At 70.8% G+C, this 18,887-nt stretch carries 23 protein-coding genes; 11 read left to right on the forward strand and 12 right to left on the reverse strand.

What is annotated here, in order from left to right; genetic code table 11:
- Positions 1–5: 5 nt before the first annotated feature.
- The 9 genes from lipA to RGE_RS21550 all read right to left on the reverse strand — a co-directional run bounded on the left by lipA (position 6) and on the right by RGE_RS21550 (position 6,645).
- Complete coding sequence (lipA, locus tag RGE_RS21510) at positions 6–974, reverse strand: lipoyl synthase (RefSeq protein ID WP_014430590.1); 969 nt, start codon at positions 972–974, stop codon at positions 6–8.
- A 78-nt stretch (positions 975–1,052) separates the two neighbouring features.
- Complete coding sequence (gene lipB / locus RGE_RS21515; protein ID WP_014430591.1) at positions 1,053–1,718, reverse strand: lipoyl(octanoyl) transferase LipB; 666 nt, start codon at positions 1,716–1,718, stop codon at positions 1,053–1,055.
- A gap of 5 nt (positions 1,719–1,723) precedes the next feature.
- On the reverse strand, positions 1,724–1,999 hold the full coding sequence (locus RGE_RS21520; protein WP_014430592.1) for a DUF493 family protein: 276 nt from the start codon (positions 1,997–1,999) through the stop codon (positions 1,724–1,726).
- Positions 2,000–2,006: 7 nt separating this feature from the next.
- A complete protein-coding gene (locus RGE_RS21525; protein WP_014430593.1) occupies positions 2,007–2,897 on the reverse strand; it encodes a D-amino acid aminotransferase in 891 nt (296 codons plus the stop codon).
- Between the two features lie 37 nt (positions 2,898–2,934).
- Positions 2,935–4,080: a D-alanyl-D-alanine carboxypeptidase family protein gene (locus RGE_RS21530; RefSeq protein WP_014430594.1), complete on the reverse strand. Its 1,146-nt coding sequence runs from the start codon at positions 4,078–4,080 to the stop codon at positions 2,935–2,937.
- 17 nt (positions 4,081–4,097) lie between these two features.
- Positions 4,098–4,715: an alpha/beta hydrolase gene (locus RGE_RS21535; RefSeq protein WP_014430595.1), complete on the reverse strand. Its 618-nt coding sequence runs from the start codon at positions 4,713–4,715 to the stop codon at positions 4,098–4,100.
- Entirely contained in the window at positions 4,712–5,038 is a 327-nt protein-coding gene (locus RGE_RS21540) for a (2Fe-2S) ferredoxin domain-containing protein (protein ID WP_014430596.1), read from the reverse strand. Before RGE_RS21540 ends, RGE_RS21535 begins: the two co-directional genes overlap by 4 nt.
- A gap of 46 nt (positions 5,039–5,084) precedes the next feature.
- On the reverse strand, positions 5,085–6,200 hold the full coding sequence (locus RGE_RS21545; RefSeq protein WP_014430597.1) for a VanZ family protein: 1,116 nt from the start codon (positions 6,198–6,200) through the stop codon (positions 5,085–5,087).
- A gap of 16 nt (positions 6,201–6,216) precedes the next feature.
- Positions 6,217–6,645 (reverse strand): CopD family protein, encoded by a 429-nt coding sequence (locus RGE_RS21550; RefSeq protein WP_014430598.1) that lies wholly within the window; start codon positions 6,643–6,645, stop codon positions 6,217–6,219.
- Positions 6,646–6,890: 245 nt separating this feature from the next.
- Between RGE_RS21550 and hemB the strand changes: the two genes are divergently transcribed.
- Genes hemB through RGE_RS21565 form a run of 3 tightly spaced genes read left to right on the forward strand, consistent with a single transcriptional unit; the run spans position 6,891 to position 9,876 of the window.
- The gene (gene hemB, locus RGE_RS21555) at positions 6,891–7,895 is read left to right on the forward strand and encodes a porphobilinogen synthase (RefSeq protein WP_014430599.1); all 1,005 of its coding nucleotides are present in this window, start codon (positions 6,891–6,893) and stop codon (positions 7,893–7,895) included.
- Between the two features lie 9 nt (positions 7,896–7,904).
- Complete coding sequence (locus tag RGE_RS21560; RefSeq protein WP_014430600.1) at positions 7,905–8,981, forward strand: magnesium transporter CorA family protein; 1,077 nt, start codon at positions 7,905–7,907, stop codon at positions 8,979–8,981.
- A gap of 13 nt (positions 8,982–8,994) precedes the next feature.
- Entirely contained in the window at positions 8,995–9,876 is an 882-nt protein-coding gene (locus RGE_RS21565) for a DMT family transporter (protein ID WP_014430601.1), read from the forward strand.
- 12 nt (positions 9,877–9,888) lie between these two features.
- On the opposite strand, the gene ybeY is transcribed toward RGE_RS21565, so the two are convergent.
- The gene (ybeY, locus tag RGE_RS21570) at positions 9,889–10,332 is read right to left on the reverse strand and encodes an rRNA maturation RNase YbeY (protein WP_014430602.1); all 444 of its coding nucleotides are present in this window, start codon (positions 10,330–10,332) and stop codon (positions 9,889–9,891) included.
- A complete protein-coding gene (locus RGE_RS21575; RefSeq protein WP_014430603.1) occupies positions 10,322–11,290 on the reverse strand; it encodes a PhoH family protein in 969 nt (322 codons plus the stop codon). Before RGE_RS21575 ends, ybeY begins: the two co-directional genes overlap by 11 nt.
- A gap of 82 nt (positions 11,291–11,372) precedes the next feature.
- On the opposite strand from RGE_RS21575, the gene embS reads away from it, so the two are divergent.
- From embS to ruvA, 3 genes are all read left to right on the forward strand, one after another.
- The gene (gene embS, locus RGE_RS21580) at positions 11,373–13,238 is read left to right on the forward strand and encodes a sensor histidine kinase EmbS (protein ID WP_014430604.1); all 1,866 of its coding nucleotides are present in this window, start codon (positions 11,373–11,375) and stop codon (positions 13,236–13,238) included.
- Between the two features lie 61 nt (positions 13,239–13,299).
- A complete protein-coding gene (gene embR / locus RGE_RS21585) occupies positions 13,300–13,944 on the forward strand; it encodes a response regulator transcription factor EmbR (RefSeq protein WP_014430605.1) in 645 nt (214 codons plus the stop codon).
- A gap of 43 nt (positions 13,945–13,987) precedes the next feature.
- The gene (gene ruvA, locus RGE_RS21590; protein WP_014430606.1) at positions 13,988–14,566 is read left to right on the forward strand and encodes a Holliday junction branch migration protein RuvA; all 579 of its coding nucleotides are present in this window, start codon (positions 13,988–13,990) and stop codon (positions 14,564–14,566) included.
- Between the two features lie 119 nt (positions 14,567–14,685).
- On the opposite strand, the gene RGE_RS21595 is transcribed toward ruvA, so the two are convergent.
- On the reverse strand, positions 14,686–15,156 hold the full coding sequence (locus tag RGE_RS21595; protein WP_014430607.1) for a copper chaperone PCu(A)C: 471 nt from the start codon (positions 15,154–15,156) through the stop codon (positions 14,686–14,688).
- Between the two features lie 79 nt (positions 15,157–15,235).
- On the opposite strand from RGE_RS21595, the gene ruvB reads away from it, so the two are divergent.
- From ruvB to RGE_RS21620, 5 genes are all read left to right on the forward strand, one after another.
- Positions 15,236–16,300 carry a Holliday junction branch migration DNA helicase RuvB gene (ruvB, locus tag RGE_RS21600; protein WP_014430608.1) on the forward strand — a complete coding sequence of 355 codons (1,065 nt, stop codon included), beginning with the start codon at positions 15,236–15,238 and terminating at the stop codon, positions 16,298–16,300.
- A gap of 197 nt (positions 16,301–16,497) precedes the next feature.
- Positions 16,498–16,926, forward strand: coding sequence for a type IV pilin protein (locus tag RGE_RS21605; RefSeq protein ID WP_014430609.1), 429 nt, complete (start codon positions 16,498–16,500; stop codon positions 16,924–16,926).
- The gene (locus tag RGE_RS21610; RefSeq protein WP_014430610.1) at positions 16,914–17,375 is read left to right on the forward strand and encodes a GspH/FimT family pseudopilin; all 462 of its coding nucleotides are present in this window, start codon (positions 16,914–16,916) and stop codon (positions 17,373–17,375) included. The genes RGE_RS21605 and RGE_RS21610 overlap by 13 nt, the downstream gene beginning before the upstream one ends.
- Entirely contained in the window at positions 17,375–17,812 is a 438-nt protein-coding gene (gene pilV, locus RGE_RS21615; RefSeq protein WP_014430611.1) for a type IV pilus modification protein PilV, read from the forward strand. Before RGE_RS21610 ends, pilV begins: the two co-directional genes overlap by 1 nt.
- Positions 17,805–18,887: a PilW family protein gene (locus tag RGE_RS21620; protein ID WP_014430612.1), complete on the forward strand. Its 1,083-nt coding sequence runs from the start codon at positions 17,805–17,807 to the stop codon at positions 18,885–18,887. The genes pilV and RGE_RS21620 overlap by 8 nt, the downstream gene beginning before the upstream one ends.

An 18,887-nucleotide genomic window follows, 5' to 3' on the forward strand; every position in this document is an offset into this window, starting at 1 on the left:
ACCGATCAGCCTTCGGTGACGCCGGCTGCGTGCGCCTGCTGGTCGGCGTGGTAGCTCGAACGCACCATCGCGCCGACGGCGGCGTGGCTGAAGCCCATCGCCGCGGCCTCGCGCTCGAACATCTTGAAGGTGTCCGGGTGCACGTAGCGGCGCACCGGCAGGTGGTGGCCGCTGGGCGCCAGGTACTGGCCGATGGTCAGCATCTCGATGCCGTGGGCGCGCATCTCGCGCATCACCTCGAGGATCTCCTCGTCGGTCTCGCCCAGGCCGACCATCAGCCCGCTCTTCGTCGGCACGCCCGGCACCTCCTCCTTGAAGCGCTTGAGCAGGTTCAGGCTGAAGGCGTAGTCGGCGCCCGGCCGCGACTCCTTGTACAGGCGCGGCACGGTCTCCAGGTTGTGGTTCATGACGTCCGGCGGCGCGGTCTTCAGGATCGCCAGCGCCTTGTCCAGGCGGCCGCGGAAGTCAGGCACCAGGACCTCGATGCGCGTCGCCGGCGACTGCTCGCGGATCGCGGTGATGCAGTCGACGAAGTGCTGGGCGCCGCCGTCGCGCAGGTCGTCGCGGTCGACGCTGGTGACGACGACGTACTTCAGCTTCAGCGCGGCGACGGTCTGCGCCAGCTTCTTCGGCTCCTCGGCGTCCAGCGGGTCCGGGCGGCCGTGGCCGACGTCGCAGAACGGGCAGCGCCTCGTGCACTTGTCGCCCATGATCATGAAGGTCGCCGTACCCTTGCCGAAGCACTCGCCGATGTTCGGGCACGAGGCTTCCTCGCAGACCGTGTGCAGCTTCTGTTCGCGCAACACGTTCTTGATCTCGTAGAAGCGCGAGGACGCCGAACCGGCCTTCACGCGGATCCACTCCGGCTTCTTCAGCACCTCGGCCGGCACCACCTTGATCGGGATGCGCGAGGTCTTGGCCTGCGACTTCTGCTTGGCGGTCGGGTCGTAGGCCGGGGTCTGGGGGTCGGTCATGGCGCGGAGAGGCGGGCGTGAAGGCCCGGGATTATCCGCCCCGGCCCGTGGCCGCCCGGGCGTCAGGGTCGGGCGACCTCAGGCCGGCGCCAGCCGCCGCGCCAGCGCCTGGCCGAAGGCGCGCGCCGCGTCCTCCCAGGCGACCTCGACGCCCAGCGAGCGCAGGTCCACCGTCTTCAGCCCCTTGTAGCCGCAGGGGTCGATGCGCTCGAAGGGCTGCAGGTCCATCGCGACGTTCAGCGCCGCACCGTGGTAGGTGCAGTGGCCGCTGACCTTGATGCCGAGCGCGGCGATCTTGCCCAGGCCGGCGAACGGGTCGTCGTCGCGCGGCACCAGGCGGGCGTGGCCGAAGGGGTCGTCCAGGCGCACGTAGATGCCCGGCGCGCCGCGCACGCGGTGGCCGGTGACGCCGACGGCGCCGAGCACGTCCAGCACCGCCTCCTCGAGCCGGAAGACGTACTCCTTGACGAAGTAGCCGGCGCGCCGCAGGTCGACCAGCGGGTAGGCGACGACCTGGCCGGGGCCGTGGTACGTCACCTGGCCGCCGCGGTTGGTGCGCACGACCGGGATCTCGCCGGCGGCCAGCACATGCGCGTCGCGCCCGGCGATGCCTTGCGTGAAGACCGGCGGGTGCTCGACGAGCCAGATCTCGTCTTCGGTGGCGGCGGTGCGCGCCTCGGTGAAGCCGCGCATCGCGGCCTCGGTCTCGGCGTAGTCGCGCCGGCCCTGCAGCAGCAGCCGCATCGCCGTCAGAGCACGACCTTGACCATCGGGTGCGTGCTCAGCGTGCGGTAGAGCTCGTCGAGCTGCTCGCGGCTCGTCGCCGTGACGACGATCGTCAACCCGAGGTAGTTGCCGCCCTTGCTCGGGCGGCGCTCGACGCGCTCGCGGTCGAACTCGGGGTCGAAGCGCAGCGCCACCGCGACGATGGCTTCCTCGAAGCCTTCGACGTGCGCACCCATCACCTTGATCGGGAAGGCGCTCGGGTACTCGATGAGGCTTTGTTCGGGCGGGATGTCGGCCATCTTGACTTCAGATCGACTGCAGGCGCTTGGCCTGCTGGTAAGCCTCGTACAGGCGGGCGTAGACTGGCCCCGGCTTGCCGCGCAGCGCGCCGTGGCCCACCGGCACGCCGTCGACGCGGGTCACCGGCAGAACTTCCTTGGTGGCCGAGCTCAGCAGCACCTCGTCGGCCGACAGCAGCTCGGCCTCGGAGACCGGGCGCAGGCTGTAGGGGATGTCGCAGTCCTCGCACAGCTCGCGCAGCAGCTCGAAGCGGATGCCTTCGAGCACGTGTTCGCTCTTGGGCGCGCCGATCAGCGCGCCTTCCTGCACGATCCAGACGTTGCTCGACGAGGCCTCGGTGAGGAAGCCGTCGCGGAACATGATCGTCTCGACCGCGCCGTGGTCGGCCGACATCTGGCGCGCGAGCACGTTGCCCAGCAGGCTGGTGCTCTTGATGTCGCCGCGCTCCCAGCGGAAGTCGCGCGCGGTGATGCAGGCCACGCCGTGGTGGCGCTGGTCGGCGGTTGCGTGCTTCAGCGGGTTGACCATCATGAAGACGGTCGGCTCCAGGCCCTCGGGCATCACGTGGTCGCGCGGCGCGACGCCGCGCGTCACCTGGATGTAGACGACCTGGTCGTCGACGCCGCGCGTCTCGGCCAGCGTCTGCACCAGGCAGCGGCAGCGTTCCAGCCACTCGTCGCGCGTGTGCGGGTTCGGGATGCGGATCCTCGCCAGGCTGCGCTCCAGCCGCGCCAGGTGCTCGTCGAAGCGGAACAGCCGCCGGCCGTAGACCGGCACGACGTCGTAGATCCCGTCGCCGAAGATGAAGCCGCGGTCCAGGACCGGGATCTTCGCCTCGGCGAGCGGGGTGTAGTGGCCGTTCAGGTAGCAGAGCGTGTCGGGCAGGGCGATCGCCATGACGGTCTCGGTGTGGACGCCGCGTGAAGCTCCCAGATTACTTGATCCAGAGCCGCACGGCATCCCAGGCGCGGCCGAAGATGCCGGCCAGCCCCACCGGCTCCAGCACCTGCAGCGGGATCTGCGCCACCGTCGTGCCGCCGGCGGTCGTCACCTTCAGCGTGCCGACGCGCTGGCCCTGCTGCAGCGGCGCGACCAGCGGGTCGGTGCGCTCGATCGAGGTCTTCAGCTTCTCGCCCTCGCCGCGCGGCACGGCGACGAAGATCGCGCCCGGCGCGCCCAGGCGGGCTTCGGACTTGTTGCCCTTCCAGACCGGCACGGTGGCCACGGCCTTGCCGGCGTCGAACAGGCGGATCGCATCCCAGGCGGCGTAGCCCCAGTTCAGCAGCTTCTGGCTCTCGTTGGCCCGGGCCTGCATCGAGGCCGTGCCCATCACCACCGACAGCAGCCGGCGCTTGCCGTTGGGCATGTCGCGCTGGGCGCTGGCGACCAGGCAGTAGCCGGCGGCTTCGGTGTAGCCGGTCTTCATGCCGTCGACGCTCGGGTCGCGGCCCAGCAGCAGGTTGCGGTTGTCCTGGCGGATGTTGTTGAACGCGAAGGCCCGCTCCGAATAGATCGGATAGAACTTCGGGTGGTCCTGGATGATGCGCGTGGCGATGTAGGCGATCTCGCGCGGCGTCGTCTTGTGGCCCGGCTCGGTCAGCCCCGAGGGGTTCTTGAACTGCGTGTTCTTCAGGCCCCAGGCCTGGGCCTGCTTGTTCATCATCGCGACGAAGTTCTCGACCGTGCCGCCGACCGCCTCGGCCAGCGCCACCGTCGCGTCGTTGCCGCTCTGCACGATCATGCCGCGCAGCAGTTCGTCGACGCGCGGCTGCATGCGCGTGTCGATGAACATCAGCGAGCCGCCGTACTTGCGCTCGTCCCAGGCGCGCGTGGACACCGGCAGGCGCTGGTCCAGCGTCAGCTTGCCGTCGCGGATCGCGTTGAACACCAGGTAGGCGCTCATCAGCTTGGTCAGCGAGGCCGGGTCGGCCGGGGTGTCGGCGTCGCGTTCGGCCAGCACCTGGTTGGCGCTGACGTCGATCAGGATGTACTGGCGCGCGGCGATCTCGGGCGGCACCGGCGCCTGGGCGTGGGCGCCGGCCACGAAGAAGGCCAGCGCCAGGGAGAGGATTCGTTTCATCGGAAGGGTCGGGTGGGTCAGCGGTGCCAGGCACCGACGACGATCTGCTTGAGCAGCGTGAGCTGCCCGTGAAAGAAATGGCCGGCGCCGGGCACCACCGTCAGCGGCAGCGACTGGGGACGCGCCCAGTCGAGCACCGCCGCCAGCGGCACGACCTCGTCGGCCTCGCCGTGGATCACGACGCTGTCCTGAGGCACCGGCGCGGCGCGGAAGTTCCGTACCGCCGGCGCGACGAGCACCTGGCGCTCGACCGGCGTGCCGGCGTCGGCCAGGCGCGCGGCCAGCTGGGTGGTGATCGCGCCGCCGAAGGAGAAGCCGCCGACGGCCAGCGGCAGCGAGGGGTCGCGGAAGGCGGCGGCGACGGCCAGCGCGTCGTCCAGCTCGCCGACGCCGGCATCCCATTCGCCGCCGGAGCCGCCGACGCCGCGGAAGTTGAAGCGCACCGCACGGTAGCCCAGCTGCACGAAGGCGCGCGCCAGCGTCTGCACGACCTTGTTGTCCAGCGTGCCGCCGTGCAGCGGGTGCGGGTGGCAGAGCACGGCGACGCCGCGCAGGCCGGCCGCGGGGGCGTCGATCGCGACGTCCAGCGGGCCGACCGGGCCGGGAATCGCCCGGCGCTCGGTGGCGGCGTTCATCGGCCGACGTCGGGCGGCAGCATCAGGCGCTCGACCGGCCGCCCGTTCTTCAGGTGCGACTCGACGATCTCGTCGATGTCCTCGCGGTCGACGTAGGTGTACCAGGTGCCTTCGGGGTAGACGACGGCCACCGGGCCGCCGGCGCAGCGGTGCAGGCAGCCGGCCTTGTTGACGCGCACGCCGCCGGCTCCGGACAGGCCTTCGGCCTTGACGCGCGCCTTGCAGTGCTCGAACGCCTCCTGCGCACCTTGGCGGGCGCAGCTCGACTCTCCGGCGGGCCGCTCGTTGAGGCAGAAGAAGATGTGGTGCCGGAAATAACTCATTGCGGGATTGTAGGCAGCGCCCCCGGCACGGGCGCCGCGCAAGGGCTCAGTCGCGACTGGCCAGGCGGGCGAGCAGCCAGCCGCCGGCGGCATAAGGCCAGAGCCAGCCGATCCACTGCGACAGCCCGTGGAAACGCACGAAGCGGCCCTGCTCCCAGCTCTGCAGGCTGTCGGCGAAGTAGGGGTCGGCTGGGGCCTGGGCGACGAGCGTGACCAGCACGGTCAGCACCACCAGCCCCAGGCCGCAGGCGACGCGCCGGCCGACCGGCGCCAGCACCAGCGCGATGCCGGCCGCCGCCAGCAGCGCCGGGCCGACGGTCGGCGTCAGCCAGGCCAGCGCGTGCTGCGGGCCGAAGTTCAGCAGCGTCGACAGCGTCATCGCCGCCGTGCCCAGCGCCAGCGCGCCGGCCACCAGCACCGCGCGCCGCCAGCCCGGCGCGACGACCGAATACGCCACCAGGCAGGGCGCGAGCAGGCCCAGCACCGTGACCGCGGCCTCGGCCGGCGGCCACAGGCGATCGGTCGGCGTCGGCACCGAGGCCAGCAGCTCGTAGACCGGGTCGGCCCAGGGCACCTCGTCCAGCCAGTCGAGCGCGTAGCCGCGCAGACGCTCGCCGAACTGGCCCAGGCCCAGCGGCACCGGCGCCGGGAACAGCAGGCCCATCGGCCACAGCGCCAGCAGCGCCAGCGCCCCGGCGCTGCGCGGCACGAACCAGCGCTGGCGCAGGCCGTGCCAGCGGTCGATCAGGCCGACCGCGTGCAGCGCCGCGCCGGCCAGCGCGCCGACCGCGCCGCCGGCAGCGTTGAGCACGAAGTCCTTCAGCGACGAGTAGCGGGTCGGCAGGAACTGCTGCGTGACCTCGGCGCCGTAGGACATCGCCGCCGGCAGCAGCACGCCCAGCGCCAGCGAGGGCAGCGGCCGCCAGCCGCTGCGCCGTGCGGCGATCAGTAGCAGCGCCCCGAGCGGCACGTAGCCGACGAAGTTGGACCAGTCGTCGAACGGCGTCGCCCAGCGCGGCCAGTGCAGCACGAGCAGCGCCGTGAACTGCTGGCCCGGCGGCCAGCGCCAGCCCTCGAACGGGAACAGGCTGGCGTAGACGATCAGCGCCGCGAACGCCGCCGCCAGCGGCGTCGCCGAGCTGCGGTGACGTTCGCTCGTCACGCCTGCGCCGCGCCCTCTAGAAGGGCTTGACGACGACCAGCACGACGATCGCCATGAACAGGATCACCGTGACTTCGTTGAAGACCCGGAACCACTTGTGCGAGCGCTTGTTGGCCGAGTTCTCGAAGTCCTTGAGCACGCGGCGGCAGAACTCCTGGTAGACGAGGATCCCGGCCACCAGCGTCAGCTTGGCGTGCAGCCAGCCGGCCCCCGCGCCGACGCCGTAATACAGCCACAGCAGCAGCCCCAGCACGAAGGTCGGGACCATCAGGATCATCATGAAGCGGTACAGCTTGCGCGCCATCAGCAGCAGGCGCTCGCGCTCGGCATGACTGTCCGGCGGCACCATCGCCAGATTGACGAACAGACGCGGCAGATAGAACAGCCCGGCGAACCAGCTCGCCACGAAGATGATGTGGAAGGCCTTGACCCAGAGGTAGCTCATCGGGCCATTATGGCGGGCGCCACGAGGCGGAAAAAAGGAGGCCCCGGCCGGGGGCCGGGGCCAGCAAGCCTTATCGCTGTCATCACGGTAAGGCACCTGCTCAGGGAGGAAAAGCAGGGAATGACCGCCGCGCGTGCGGCTATCATTCATCGGTCACTTTAGCAGAGTGACCGGCGAAGAGCCAACCGAAATCCGTCGGGCCTTCGCAGGCGTGTGACACGCTCCAGAACCCCCAGGATCCGATCGTGCGTACCCTCCCTCCGTTCCCCGCGAGCCGGCCCCGCCGGCTGCGCCGCGATGCCTTCACCCGCGCCCTCGTGCGCGAGAACCGGCTGGCCCCCGAAGACTTCATCCTCCCGGTGTTCGTGCTCGAAGGCACGAAGCAAGTGCAGGACGTGCCGAGCATGCCCGGCGTGCAGCGCATGAGCCAGGACATGCTGTTCGGCGTCGCCGAGCAGTGCGTCGAACTGGGCATCCCGGTGCTGGCACTGTTCCCGAACATCGACGCGTCGCTGAAGACGCCCGACGGCCGCGAAGCGACCAACCCCGACGGCCTGATCCCGCGCACCGTGCGCGCGCTGAAGGAACGTTTCCCCGAGCTCGGCGTGATGACCGACGTCGCGCTGGACCCGTACACCAGCCACGGCCAGGACGGCGTTCTCGACGAGACCGGCTACATCATCAACGACGTCACCGTCGAGGTGCTGACCGCCCAGGCGCTGACGCACGCCGCGGCCGGCGTCGACATCGTCGCGCCCAGCGACATGATGGACGGCCGCATCGGCGCGATCCGCAGCGCGCTGGAGGCCGGCGGCCACATCCACACGCGCATCATGGCCTACAGCGCCAAGTACGCGAGCGCCTTCTACGGCCCGTTCCGCGACGCCGTCGGCACCCGCGGCACGCTGGGCAAGAGCGACAAGAAGGTCTACCAGATGGACCCGGGCAACTCGAACGAGGCCCTGCGCGAAGTGGCGCTGGACATCGCCGAGGGAGCCGACATGGTGATGGTCAAGCCCGGCCTGCCGTACCTGGACATCGTGCGCCGCGTGAAGGACGAGTTCGGCATGCCGACCTTCGCCTATCAGGTCAGCGGCGAGTACGCGATGATCAAGGCCGCCGCCGCCAACGGCTGGCTGGACCACGACGCCGTGATGATGGAAGCGCTGCTCGCCTTCAAGCGCGCCGGCGCCGACGGCATCCTGACCTACTTCGCGCTCGACGCCGCGCGTCTGCTGCGGCAGCGCTGATCCGCCTGCATGCGGGTCTTCCACGTCGGCGCGCCGGGTTTCCGTGAACTCGACGCGCTGCCGGAAGCGCTGCCGGCCGAGGGCTTCCTCTGGATCGGCAGCGCGCGCCGCGTCTTCGAGCTGCGGCAAGGCGAGTTGCAGGCGGCGCTGCAGCGCTGGAGCCTCGGCGCGCTCGTCGACCTGCACGTCTCGGACCTGCTGAACAACCAGCTGCCGAGCCACTACGACTACACCTCCTGGTACGACCTGCTGGTCTTCCGCCGCCTCGCGGCGGCGGCCGGCAGCCAGGATCTGTTCGTCGACGACGAACACGGCACGATGGCCAGCGCCGAACGCGCGCTGCGAGCGATCGACACCAGCCCGGTCGGCTTCGCCGTCTTCGACCGCGTGCTGATCACCGTGCACCCGACCGACTGCGCCGTGCACGAGCACTTCGCCGCGCGCCTGGCCGGCGCCGGCGCGCGCCTGCCGGCCAGCCCGCCGGACCTGATGCTGCGCATGGTCAACCACATGGTCGACAGCTACCTCGACCTGCGCCGGCTGCTGACGCGCCAGCTCGGCTACCTGCAGCAACGCCTGCTCGACCCGAAGAGCCGCTTCGGCGACTGGAGCGTGCTACTGCAGTCGCGCACCGCACTGCACGCGCTGGAAGACACCTGCGAGGACCAGCGCAGCGCGATGCAGGAATGGATCGACGCGCTCGACGAATGGCCCGAACCCGCCGAAGCCGCGGCCCAGCGCGAACGCGAGCTGCTGCGCGTGCGCTCGCGCGACGTGCTCGAACACGTCGAACGCGTGCTCTCGCACGTGCGCCGGCTCGAGCACTCGGCCGAGACCGCGGTGCAGATGCACTTCTCGGCGGTGGCCCACCGCACCAACGACATCATGCGCACGCTGACGGTGCTGACCGCCGTCTTCCTGCCGCTGAACCTGATCACCGGCTTCTTCGGCATGAACTTCGACTTCCTGCCGCTGGTGCATTCGAGCAACGGCATCTGGGTCGCGATCTGGCTGATGCTGGCCGTCGGCGTCGGCCTGGCGGTGTTCTTCTGGCGCAAGCGCTACCTCGGCGAACAACGCCGCTGACCCCCGTTCCCCGATGAGCCGTCCCACCCGCCGCCAGCTGGCGGTCCTGCTGCTGCTGACCCTGATCTGGGGCCTGAACTGGCCGGTGATGAAACTCGGCGTCAGCGGCTTCCCGCCGCTGTCCTTCCGCGCCGTGTCGATGCTCGCCGGGCTGCCGCTGTTCGGCCTGGCGCTGCTGGCGATGCGCGTGCCGCTGGCTCTGCCGCGCGAGCACTGGGGCGAGCTGCTGCGGCTGACGGTGTCCAACATGCTGGTCTGGCACGTCGTCGTGATCCTCGCGATCCCGTCGCTGAGCTCGGGCCGCGCGGCGATCCTCGGCTATTCGATGCCGGTGTTCGCGGCGCTCTGGGGCCGCTGGCTGTTCGGCGACCGGCTGGGCTGGCGCCAGCTCGCCGGCGTCGCCGCCGCCGGGCTGGGTGTCGTGCTGCTGCTGGCGCACGAGGCCGGGCGCCTGGCCGGCGCGCCCTGGGCCGCGGCGGCGATGCTGCTGGCCGCGGCGACCTGGGCCTATGGCACGCACCGCCTGCGCCGCAGCACGATCCCGGTGCCGCTGCTGGCGGTGTCGTTCTGGATGACGGCGGTGACGACGCTGGTGATGAGCGTGCTGGCGCTGGCCTTCGAGTCGCAGCGCTGGACCATGCCCTCGGCGCCGGGGGCCTGGGCCATCGCCTACAACGCCATCGGCGTGTTCTGCTTCGCGCAGGCGGCCTGGTTCTACCTGGCGCGCACGCTGCCGCCGGTGGCCAGCTCGATCAGCGTGATGATGATCCCGGTGCTGGGCACCTTCTCCGGTGCGCTGGTGCTCGGCGAGACGCTGCACTGGCAGGACTTCGCCGCGATGCTGCTGATCGTCGCCGCGATCGCCTCGGTGCTGGCGCGGCCCAAGGCCGGCTGACCCGCTGCGGGATCAGCCGCGGGCGTAGGGGTCGGCGAAGCCCAGCGCGGCGAGCAGCTCGGTCTCGCGCGCTTCCATCGCCTCGGCCTCGCCGTCGTCCTCGTGGTCCCAGCCCTGCGCGTGCAGCGTGCCGTGCACCAGCAGGTGGGCGTAGTGCGCCTCCAGCGTGACGCCCTGCTCGGCGGCCTCGCGCTCGACGACCGGCGCACAGAGGACCAGGTCGGCGACGACCTCGGGCTCGTGCTCGTAGTCGAAGGTCAGCACGTTGGTCGCGTAGTCCTTGCCGCGGTACTCGCGGTTGAGCGTGCGGCCTTCGTCCTCGTCGACGATGCGCACCGCGATGCGGCCGGAGGTTTCGAGCGCCGCGCGCACGAAGCGCGCGACGCGGTGGCGCGCCAGCGCGCCGCGGTGGCGGGCGTCGGCGAACTGCAGCGACAGTTGGAGTTCAGGCTTCACGCGGCTCCCGGGCGGCGTCGTAGGCCTCGACGATGCGCGCCACCAGCGGGTGGCGCACGACGTCGGCGGCGGTGAAATCGGTGAACGCGATGCCCGGCACGCGCTTGAGGATGTGCCGCGCCTCGACCAGGCCGCTGGCCATGCCCTTGGGCAGGTCGACCTGGCTGACGTCGCCGGTGACGACGCATTTGCTGCCGAAGCCGATGCGCGTGAGGAACATCTTCATCTGCTCGCGCGTCGTGTTCTGCGCCTCGTCGAGGATGACGAAAGCGTGGTTCAGCGTGCGCCCGCGCATGAAGGCCAGCGGCGCGATCTCGATCAGCCCGCGCTCGAAGGCCTTGGCGACGCGGTCGAAGCCCATCAGGTCGTAGAGCGCGTCGTAGAGCGGCCGCAGATAAGGGTCGACCTTCTGCGCCAGGTCGCCGGGCAGGAAACCCAGGCGCTCGCCGGCTTCGACCGCCGGGCGCGTCAGCACGATGCGCTGCACGCCGTGGCGCTCCAGCGCGTCGACGGCGCAGGCGACGGCGAGAAAGGTCTTGCCGGTGCCGGCCGGGCCGATGCCGAACGTGATGTCGTGCGCCAGGATCTGGCGCAGGTACTGCACCTGATTCGGCGTGCGGCCGACGAGGTCGGCATGGCGCGTATGCAGCACGATGCGCTCGGCGCTGCCTTCTGCAGGCGTGCCGGGCGCGGGCGGCGGCATCGCGCCGGCTTCGGCCAGCGCGAGCTGCAGCCGGCGTTCGCCGATCGGCGCCTCGGCCTGTTCATACAACCGGTCGAGCAGGGCGACGGCGCGTTCGACCGCCGGGCGCGGCCCGTCGATGCGGAAGCTGTCGTCGCGGCGCGCGAGCGTCACGCCGAGGCCGGCTTCGATGGCGCGCAGGTGCGCGTCGAGCGGCCCGCAGAGGTGGGCGAGGCGACGGTGGTCGGCCGGGGCGAGCGTGTGGCGGCGGATCAAGCGGCGAGGATGCGGGGGGACGACAGGAACTGCCATTGTCGCAGCGCCGCCGGGCAAGCGGCATGCCTCAGAATCGACCGACATGTCGCCGCCCGCCCTGCTCCGCCGCCTGTCGTCGCTGCTGACCGTGTTGCTGTTCGCCCTGCTGTCGCTGCCGGCGGCGGCGCAGACGCTGCGCATCACCTCGGCGCTGGCGGCGCCGGGCGACACGCCCGGTTTCCCGGCCGACGCCGACGCCCAGCCGGTCAGCCTGCCCGACGACTGGTCGCGTTCGCGCCCCGGCGCCAGCGGCCCGGTCTGGTACCGCATCGGCTTTCGCGCCCCCGAGCGCCCGGGCGACGACGAGCTGAGCGCGCTGTACATCGAACGCGCCTGCACCAACCTCGAGGTCTACCTCAACGGCCAGCTGGTCTTCAGCGGCGGGCGCATGCGCGAGCCGCTGACCAACAACTGCGGCCAGCCGCAGCTGGTGACGCTGCCGTCGGCGCTGATCGCGCCCGAGCTGAACACGCTGGACATCAAGGTCGCCGGCCAGTCGATGGCGCGCGTGGGCTCGCGCTGGCGCGCCGGCGGGCTGTCGGCGCTGGAACTCGGGCCGCAGTCGCTGCTGCTGCACCGCCAGGCGCGCCAGCACACCTTCGCCGTCGCGCTGCCGCAGGCGCTGTCGGCGACGCTGCTGCTGATGGGCAGCTTCATGTTCGTGCTCGGCACGATCAACCGGCGCGAGTCGCACCTGGCCTACTTCGGCGCGCTGACCGTGCTGTGGTCGGCGCTGGAGGCGCGGCTGTGGCTGCGCACCGTGCCGGTGGACGCCGCCGTCGCCGAGTTCCTGCTCTGTTCGCTGCTGGCCTTCATCACGCTGGCGGCGGTGCAGTTCCTGCTGCGCTACGCCCAGCACCGCAGCCGCATCGCCGACCGGCTGCTGCCGCTGCAGTGCGCGGCGATGCCGGCGACCCTGGTGCTCGCCGGCCCCGAGCGCCTGCACGTGCTGACGATGCTGTGGTCGCTGGTGCTCGGACTGCAGGTCGGCGCCGCAGCGATCTACTACCTGCGCGCGCAGTGGCGCGGGCATTCGCGCTCGTCGTGGGTGATGGCGGCGACGCTGGGCACGCTGGCGCTGGCCGGGCTGGTGGAGTTCGTCTCGCAGCAGGTCGGCGGCAGCCCGATGCCGGCGCAGGCCGCGCGTCTGGTGGCGCCGCTGATGTTCGTCGTCGTCGGCCTGCGCCTGGTGCAGCAGCACGGCCGCGCGCTGCAGGAAGCCGAACTCGGCCGCGCCCATCTCGAGGAGCGCGTGCGCGAAGCCACCGCCGAGATCGAACGCAACTTCCGTCAGCTCGCCGAGCTGCGTGTCGAGCAGATCACCGAGCGCGAACGCAAGCGCATCGCCGCCGACCTGCACGACGACCTGGGCGCCAAGCTGCTGACCATCGTGCACACCAGCGACGACCAGCGCATCTCGACGCTGGCGCGCGAGGCGCTGGAGGAGATGCGGCTGTCGGTGCGCGGCCTCACCGGCCGTGCGGTGCGCCTGGCCGACGCGCTGGGCGACTGGCGTGCCGAGGTCGTCAACCGGCTCGCGCAGGCCGGCATCCAGGCCGAGTGGGAAGCGCCCGAGGACCTGACGCAGATGCTGTCGGCGCGCGCCTTCGTGCAGACCACGCGCATCCTGCGCGAGGCGACGAGCAACATCATCAAACACAGCGGCGGCTCGCACGCCTCGGTGACCTGCACGGTGGCCGACGGCGACTTCAAGGTCGTTGTCCAGGACGACGGCGACGGCATCAAGATCGAGAACGACGGCCGGCTGGACCGCGGCCACGGCATGGCGACGATGAAGAACCGCGCCAAGCAGCTGCAGGGCCAGTGTCTCGTCGAGTCCGCGCCGGGGCGCGGGACCGTGATACGGCTCACGATCCCGCTCGACCGGGCGCTCGAGGCCGCCTCCTAGTCCGTCCCGCGATACCCTGCTGCTGTTAGCATAAGTTTTCGGCCCGAACGAGCCCGATTCCATGAAGAACGTCCTGCTGCTCGAAGACCTGCCCGAGATCCGCGCCTGGATGCGCAAGCTGGTGCTCCAGGTCTTCCCGACCGCCCAGATCTCGGAAAGCGCCCGCGTCCAGGACGCGATCTCGCTGGCCGCGGCCGTCAAGTTCGAACTCGCGCTGATCGACCTGGGCCTGCCCGACGGCAGCGGCGTCGATGTCGTCACCAAGCTGCGCGACGTGCAGCCCGACGCCCAGTCGGTCGTGGTCACGATCCACGACGACGACGAGCACCTGTTCCCGGCGCTGCAGGCCGGCGCCTTCGGCTACATCCTGAAGGAGCAGCCGCGCGAGCTGATCGTCGAGCAGTTGCAGCGCATCAGCCAGGGCGAGCCGCCGCTGTCGCCGTCGATCGCGCGGCGCATGATGGCCCACTTCACGCAGAAGGCGAAGCCGCAGACCTCGCTGCTGCCGCACGTGCAGCTGACCGACCGCGAGAGCGAAGTGCTGCTGCGCGTGGCCAAGGGCTACACGCTGCCCGAGATCGGCGTGCAGCTGGGCCTGTCGCGCCACACGATCGCCGACTACGTCAAGCAGATCTACCGCAAGCTCAACGTGAGCTCGCGCGCCGAGGCCGCGCTCGAGGCGCAGCGCCAGGGCCTGTTCCGCTGATCCCCCGCCGGGCCCGCGGCCCGGCGCGGCGACAATCGCGGCCATGATCGGACGACTCTCCGGCACGCTGGCCGAAAAGAATCCCCCGCAGCTGCTCGTCGACGTCGGCGGCGTCGGCTACGAGGTCGACGTGCCGATGAGCACGTTCTACCACCTGCCCGCGCTCGGCGAGCGCGTCGTGCTGCTGACCGAGTTCGTCGTACGCGAGGACGCGCAGCAGCTCTTCGGCTTTCTCACAGCGAGCGAACGCGCGACCTTCCGGCTGCTGGTCAAGATCAGCGGCGTCGGCCCGCGCATGGCGCTGGCGCTGCTGTCGGGGCTGTCGGTGGCCGAGCTGTCGCAGGCCGTCGCGGCGCAGGACGGCGCGCGCCTCGTCAAGGTGCCGGGCATCGGCAAGAAGACCGCCGAACGCGTGCTGCTGGAGTTGAAGGGCAAGCTCGCGCCCGACCTGGGCCTGCCCTCGGCCGCCGGCGGCGCCGGCGACGCCCATGCCGACATCGTGCAGGCGCTGATGGCGCTGGGCTACAACGAGCGCGAGGCGCAGGCGGCGGCCAAGGCGCTGCCCAAGGACGTCGGGGTCAGCGAGGGCATCAAGCTGGCCCTGAAAGCCTTGAACCGTTAGCCCCCGAGCTCGCTTTCGCTCGCTACCCCCCGAGGGGGCCGTCCGCCAACGGACCGGCGGAGCCGGTCCGTGGCGGGAAGCTGGGTCGCGCGGGGATCAGCGGACCTCGCTCGCCGGACTCAGTGACCGCTGTGCTTCATCGCCGGCATCGCGGCGTTCATCGCCTTCACCGGCACTTGCAGCTCGACGCTCTCGCGCTTCTTGTCGGCGCCTTCGAAGACCAGCGTCACCGGCACCGTCGCGCCGGCTTCCAGCGGCTGCTTCAGATCCATGAGCATCACGTGGTAGCCGCCGGGCTTGAGCTCGACGGTCTGGCCGGCCGGCAGCGCCAGGCCGTTGGGCAGCGCACGCATCTTCATCACGTTGCCTTCCATCGCCATCTCGTGGACCTCGGCGACGCCGGCCACCGGCGAGGAGACGCCGACCAGGCGCGAACCCTGCACCGAGCTGATCTGGGCGAACAGGCCGGTCGCCTTCTGCTGGGCGACGGTGCCGCGGATCCAGGCGTCCTTGACGGTGGTCTGCGCCGAGGCGGCCGCTGCGGCCAGGCTCATCAGCACGCCGATCGCGGCGGCGGCGGTACGGTTCATCGGAAACACTCCTTAGGTCGTCGGCGGCGGCCGACGCGGCCACCGGGTCGGGCAGTCTAGCTCGCCATAATCCGCCCACATGGCGATCAAGACCGACGACTTCGGCACTCCCCCGGCCCCGCGCGTGGTCAGCGCCGCCCCCGCCTCGCCCAACGAGGAGGCGATCGAGCGTGCGCTGCGACCCAAGGTGCTGGACGAGTACGTCGGCCAGGCGCGTGCACGCGAGCAGCTGGAGATCTTCATCCACGCCGCACGCGGCCGCGCCGAGGCGCTGGACCACGTGCTGCTGTTCGGCCCGCCGGGGCTGGGCAAGACGACGCTGGCGCACATCGTCGCCGCGGAACTGGGCGTCAACCTGCGCCAGACCTCGGGCCCGGTGCTGGAGAAGCCGCGCGACCTGGCGGCGATCCTGACCAATCTCGAGAAGAACGACGTGCTGTTCATCGACGAGATCCACCGCCTGTCGCCGGTCGTCGAGGAGATCCTCTACCCGGCGCTGGAGGACTACCAGATCGACATCATGATCGGCGACGGCCCGGCGGCGCGTTCGATCAAGCTCGACCTGCAGCCCTTCACGCTGGTCGGCGCCACCACGCGCGCCGGCATGCTGACCAACCCGCTGCGCGACCGCTTCGGCATCGTCGCGCGGCTGGAGTTCTATACCTCCGACGAGCTGACGCGCATCGTCACGCGCTCGGCCGGGCTGCTCGGCGTCGAGGTCGACCCGGCCGGCGCGCTGGAAGTCGCGCGGCGCTCGCGCGGCACGCCGCGCATCGCCAACCGGCTGCTGCGCCGCGTGCGCGACTACGCCCAGGTCAAGGGCGACGGCCGCATCGATGCGCCGATCGCCGACAAGGCGCTGGCGCTGCTGGACGTCGACCCGCTGGGCTTCGACGTCATGGACCGCAAGCTGCTGGAGGCGGTGATCCACCGCTTCGACGGCGGCCCGGTGGGCCTGGACAACGTCGCCGCGGCGATCGGCGAGGAGTCGGGCACGATCGAGGACGTCATCGAGCCCTACCTGATCCAGCAGGGCTACCTGCAGCGCACGCCGCGCGGCCGCGTCGCGACGCTCGCCGCCTACCGCCACCTGGGCCTCGCGCCGCCGCAGCGCGCCGGGGGCGACCTGTTCGGCGTCAACTGAAGTGCGCCCGCGGGGCCGCGGTGTGAAGGGCGTCACGCGCGGCGCGGCCGGTTAACAGTCGGTAACGACCTCGCCGGCATACTGCCTCAAGCCACATCGCCGGACGCCGATGTCCCGTGGGAGCGGATGGCCCGGTCGCACGCCCGTCCGCACCGCCGCCGCTGGCGCCGTTCGATGCCGACACGACCGAGACCCCGATGACGCTCCGTTCACGCCCCGCCGCGCGCGCCGGTTTCACGCTGATCGAACTGATGATCGCGCTGGCCATCCTGGCCATCCTGGCTGCCGTCGCGCTGCCCTCCTACAACAGCTACGTGCGCCGCTCGAAGATCCCGGTCGGCCTGGATGCGCTGTCGGCCTTCGCCACGCGCATGGAGCAGCGCTACCAGGACGTGGGCAGCTACGGCAGCAACGGCAACTGCGCGTTCACGCCGAGCAACGTCAACAACTTCACGCTGAGCTGCGAACTCACCAACAGCGGCCAGGGTTTCACCGCCACGGCCACGGGCACCGGCACGGTCTCCGACTTCACCTTCACGATCAACGCCAGCGGCGCGCGCACGACGACCTACAAGAGCACCACGCTGACCTGCTGGAGCACCAAGGGCACGGTATGCGACACCTGAAGCGCCGCGGCCTGACGCTGATCGAACTGATGGTGGCACTGGCCATCGGCGCGATGCTGATGCTCGCAGCCGCGCCGCACTTCGCCGAGTTCGTCTCCAACTCGCGCCTGCGCGAGGCCGGCAACGTGCTCTACACGCAGGCCCTGTACGCGCAGAGCGAGGCGCTCAAGCGCAACGGTACGGTGCGCCTGGGCATCGACGGTTCGACGGTGACCGTGACCGACGTCGGCGGCAACACGACGCTGCGCACCGTCACGCTGTCCGGCAGCGTCGCCGCCTCCGAGGCCAAGACGATCAGCTTCAACGGCCGCGGCATGATCGCCGCCGACGCGTCGATCGACCTCGGGCTGCCCGACCAGACCTGCTCGGCCGACCTGCGCTGCCCCGGCCTGCGCGTCGAAGGCGGCGGCGCGATCCGGCTGTGCGGCGACAACACCGGGACCTGCTGATGCGCACGCCACAGCTTCGCCGCCAGGCGGGATTCGGCCTGATCGACGCGCTGATCGCCCTGGCCATCCTGTCGATCGGCCTGCTCGGCCTGACGCGGCTGCAGGCCCGCTCGCTGAGCTACGGCACCGAGGCCGACCAGCGCGTCAAGGCCGTGCAGTTCGGCAGCGAACTGCTGAGCACCGCGATGGTCGACTCGGGCAATCCAGGGTGCTACCTGCTGCCGACCGCCGGCACCTGCGCGAGCGATGCCGCCAAGACCTATGCCGAGGGGCTGAAGACGCGTGTCGCCGGCACCCTGCCCGACGGCGCGGTGACGGTGACCTACGACGCCACCAAGCACCAGATGAAGATCGTCATCACCTGGACCGGCAAGGGCAGCCGCGAGAGCGGGGCCAGCGACACCACGCGCCGCATGGAGGCCAGCACCTATGTCTGAGGCGCGCCGCCGCGGGCTGCGTTCGCAGCGCGGCCTGTCGATCATCGAGGTCATGGTCGGCATGGTGATCGCGCTGATCATCAGCCTCGCCGCAGCCGGCAGCGCCCGCACCTTCACGGCCTCGCAACGCCAGGGCATCGGCTCCGGCGGCGTCGCCATCAACCTGACGACGGCGATGGCCACGCTCAAGGACGACGCGTCCTCGGCGGGCCTGGGATTCTTCGGCACGCGCGACTCGAACAACGTCTCGCAGTTCGCCTGTCACAAGATGCACCTGTCGTACAGGGCGACCAAGCTCTTCGACGGCACGGCCTTCTCGCCGATGTTGATCACGCACGGCACGCACAACGACCAGGTCGACCTCGTCTTCGCGAGCAGCATCGACGGCGGCGCCGACGTGTTGCTGTCGGGCACCGCCGGCGCCACCAGCGCGCAGACCCAGTCGCTGCTGACGGCAGCGGTCGATCAGCTGGTGATGCTGATCCCCGGCTCGGCCGGCTCGAGCAGCGAACCCTGCCTGGTGCGCGGCGTCACCTCCGTCACCGCGGCCACAAACGACTCGCCGCTGACCTTCGCCTTCGCCAACACCAACGACTACAACAAGGCGGCGTTCACGAACACGCCCGCGTTCACCGAGACCAACAAGGACCGCATCGTCGTCCTGGGCACGCTGAACTGGCGCCGCTACCGGCTCGACGGCACGACGCTGCTGTACGAGCAGCCCATCACCGGCACCTCGTCGACGCTGCTGCGCAACGTGATGTCCTTCCGCGCCCAGTACGGCGTCGCGACCAACGCCACCAGCAACGACCTGAGCTGGGTCGACGCGACGAACACCTGGGCCGCCGTCTCGGGCACCCTCGTCGACCGCATCCGCGCGGTGCGTTTCGGCGTCGTGGTGCGCAACGCCCAGCCCGAGCGGCCGCGCGCCGGCGGCTCGTGCGAAGCCAGCGCCAGCAAGCCCACGGACCCGTTCGACCCCGATACCGAGGTCGAACCCGACGTCGCCAACTGGCAGTGCTACCACTACCGCAGCGAGACCGTCGTCGTCCCGCTGCGCAACTTCGTCTGGTAA

This window comes from Rubrivivax gelatinosus IL144 (assembly GCF_000284255.1).
Taxonomy (GTDB): Bacteria; Pseudomonadota; Gammaproteobacteria; order Burkholderiales; family Burkholderiaceae_C; genus Rubrivivax; species Rubrivivax gelatinosus_A.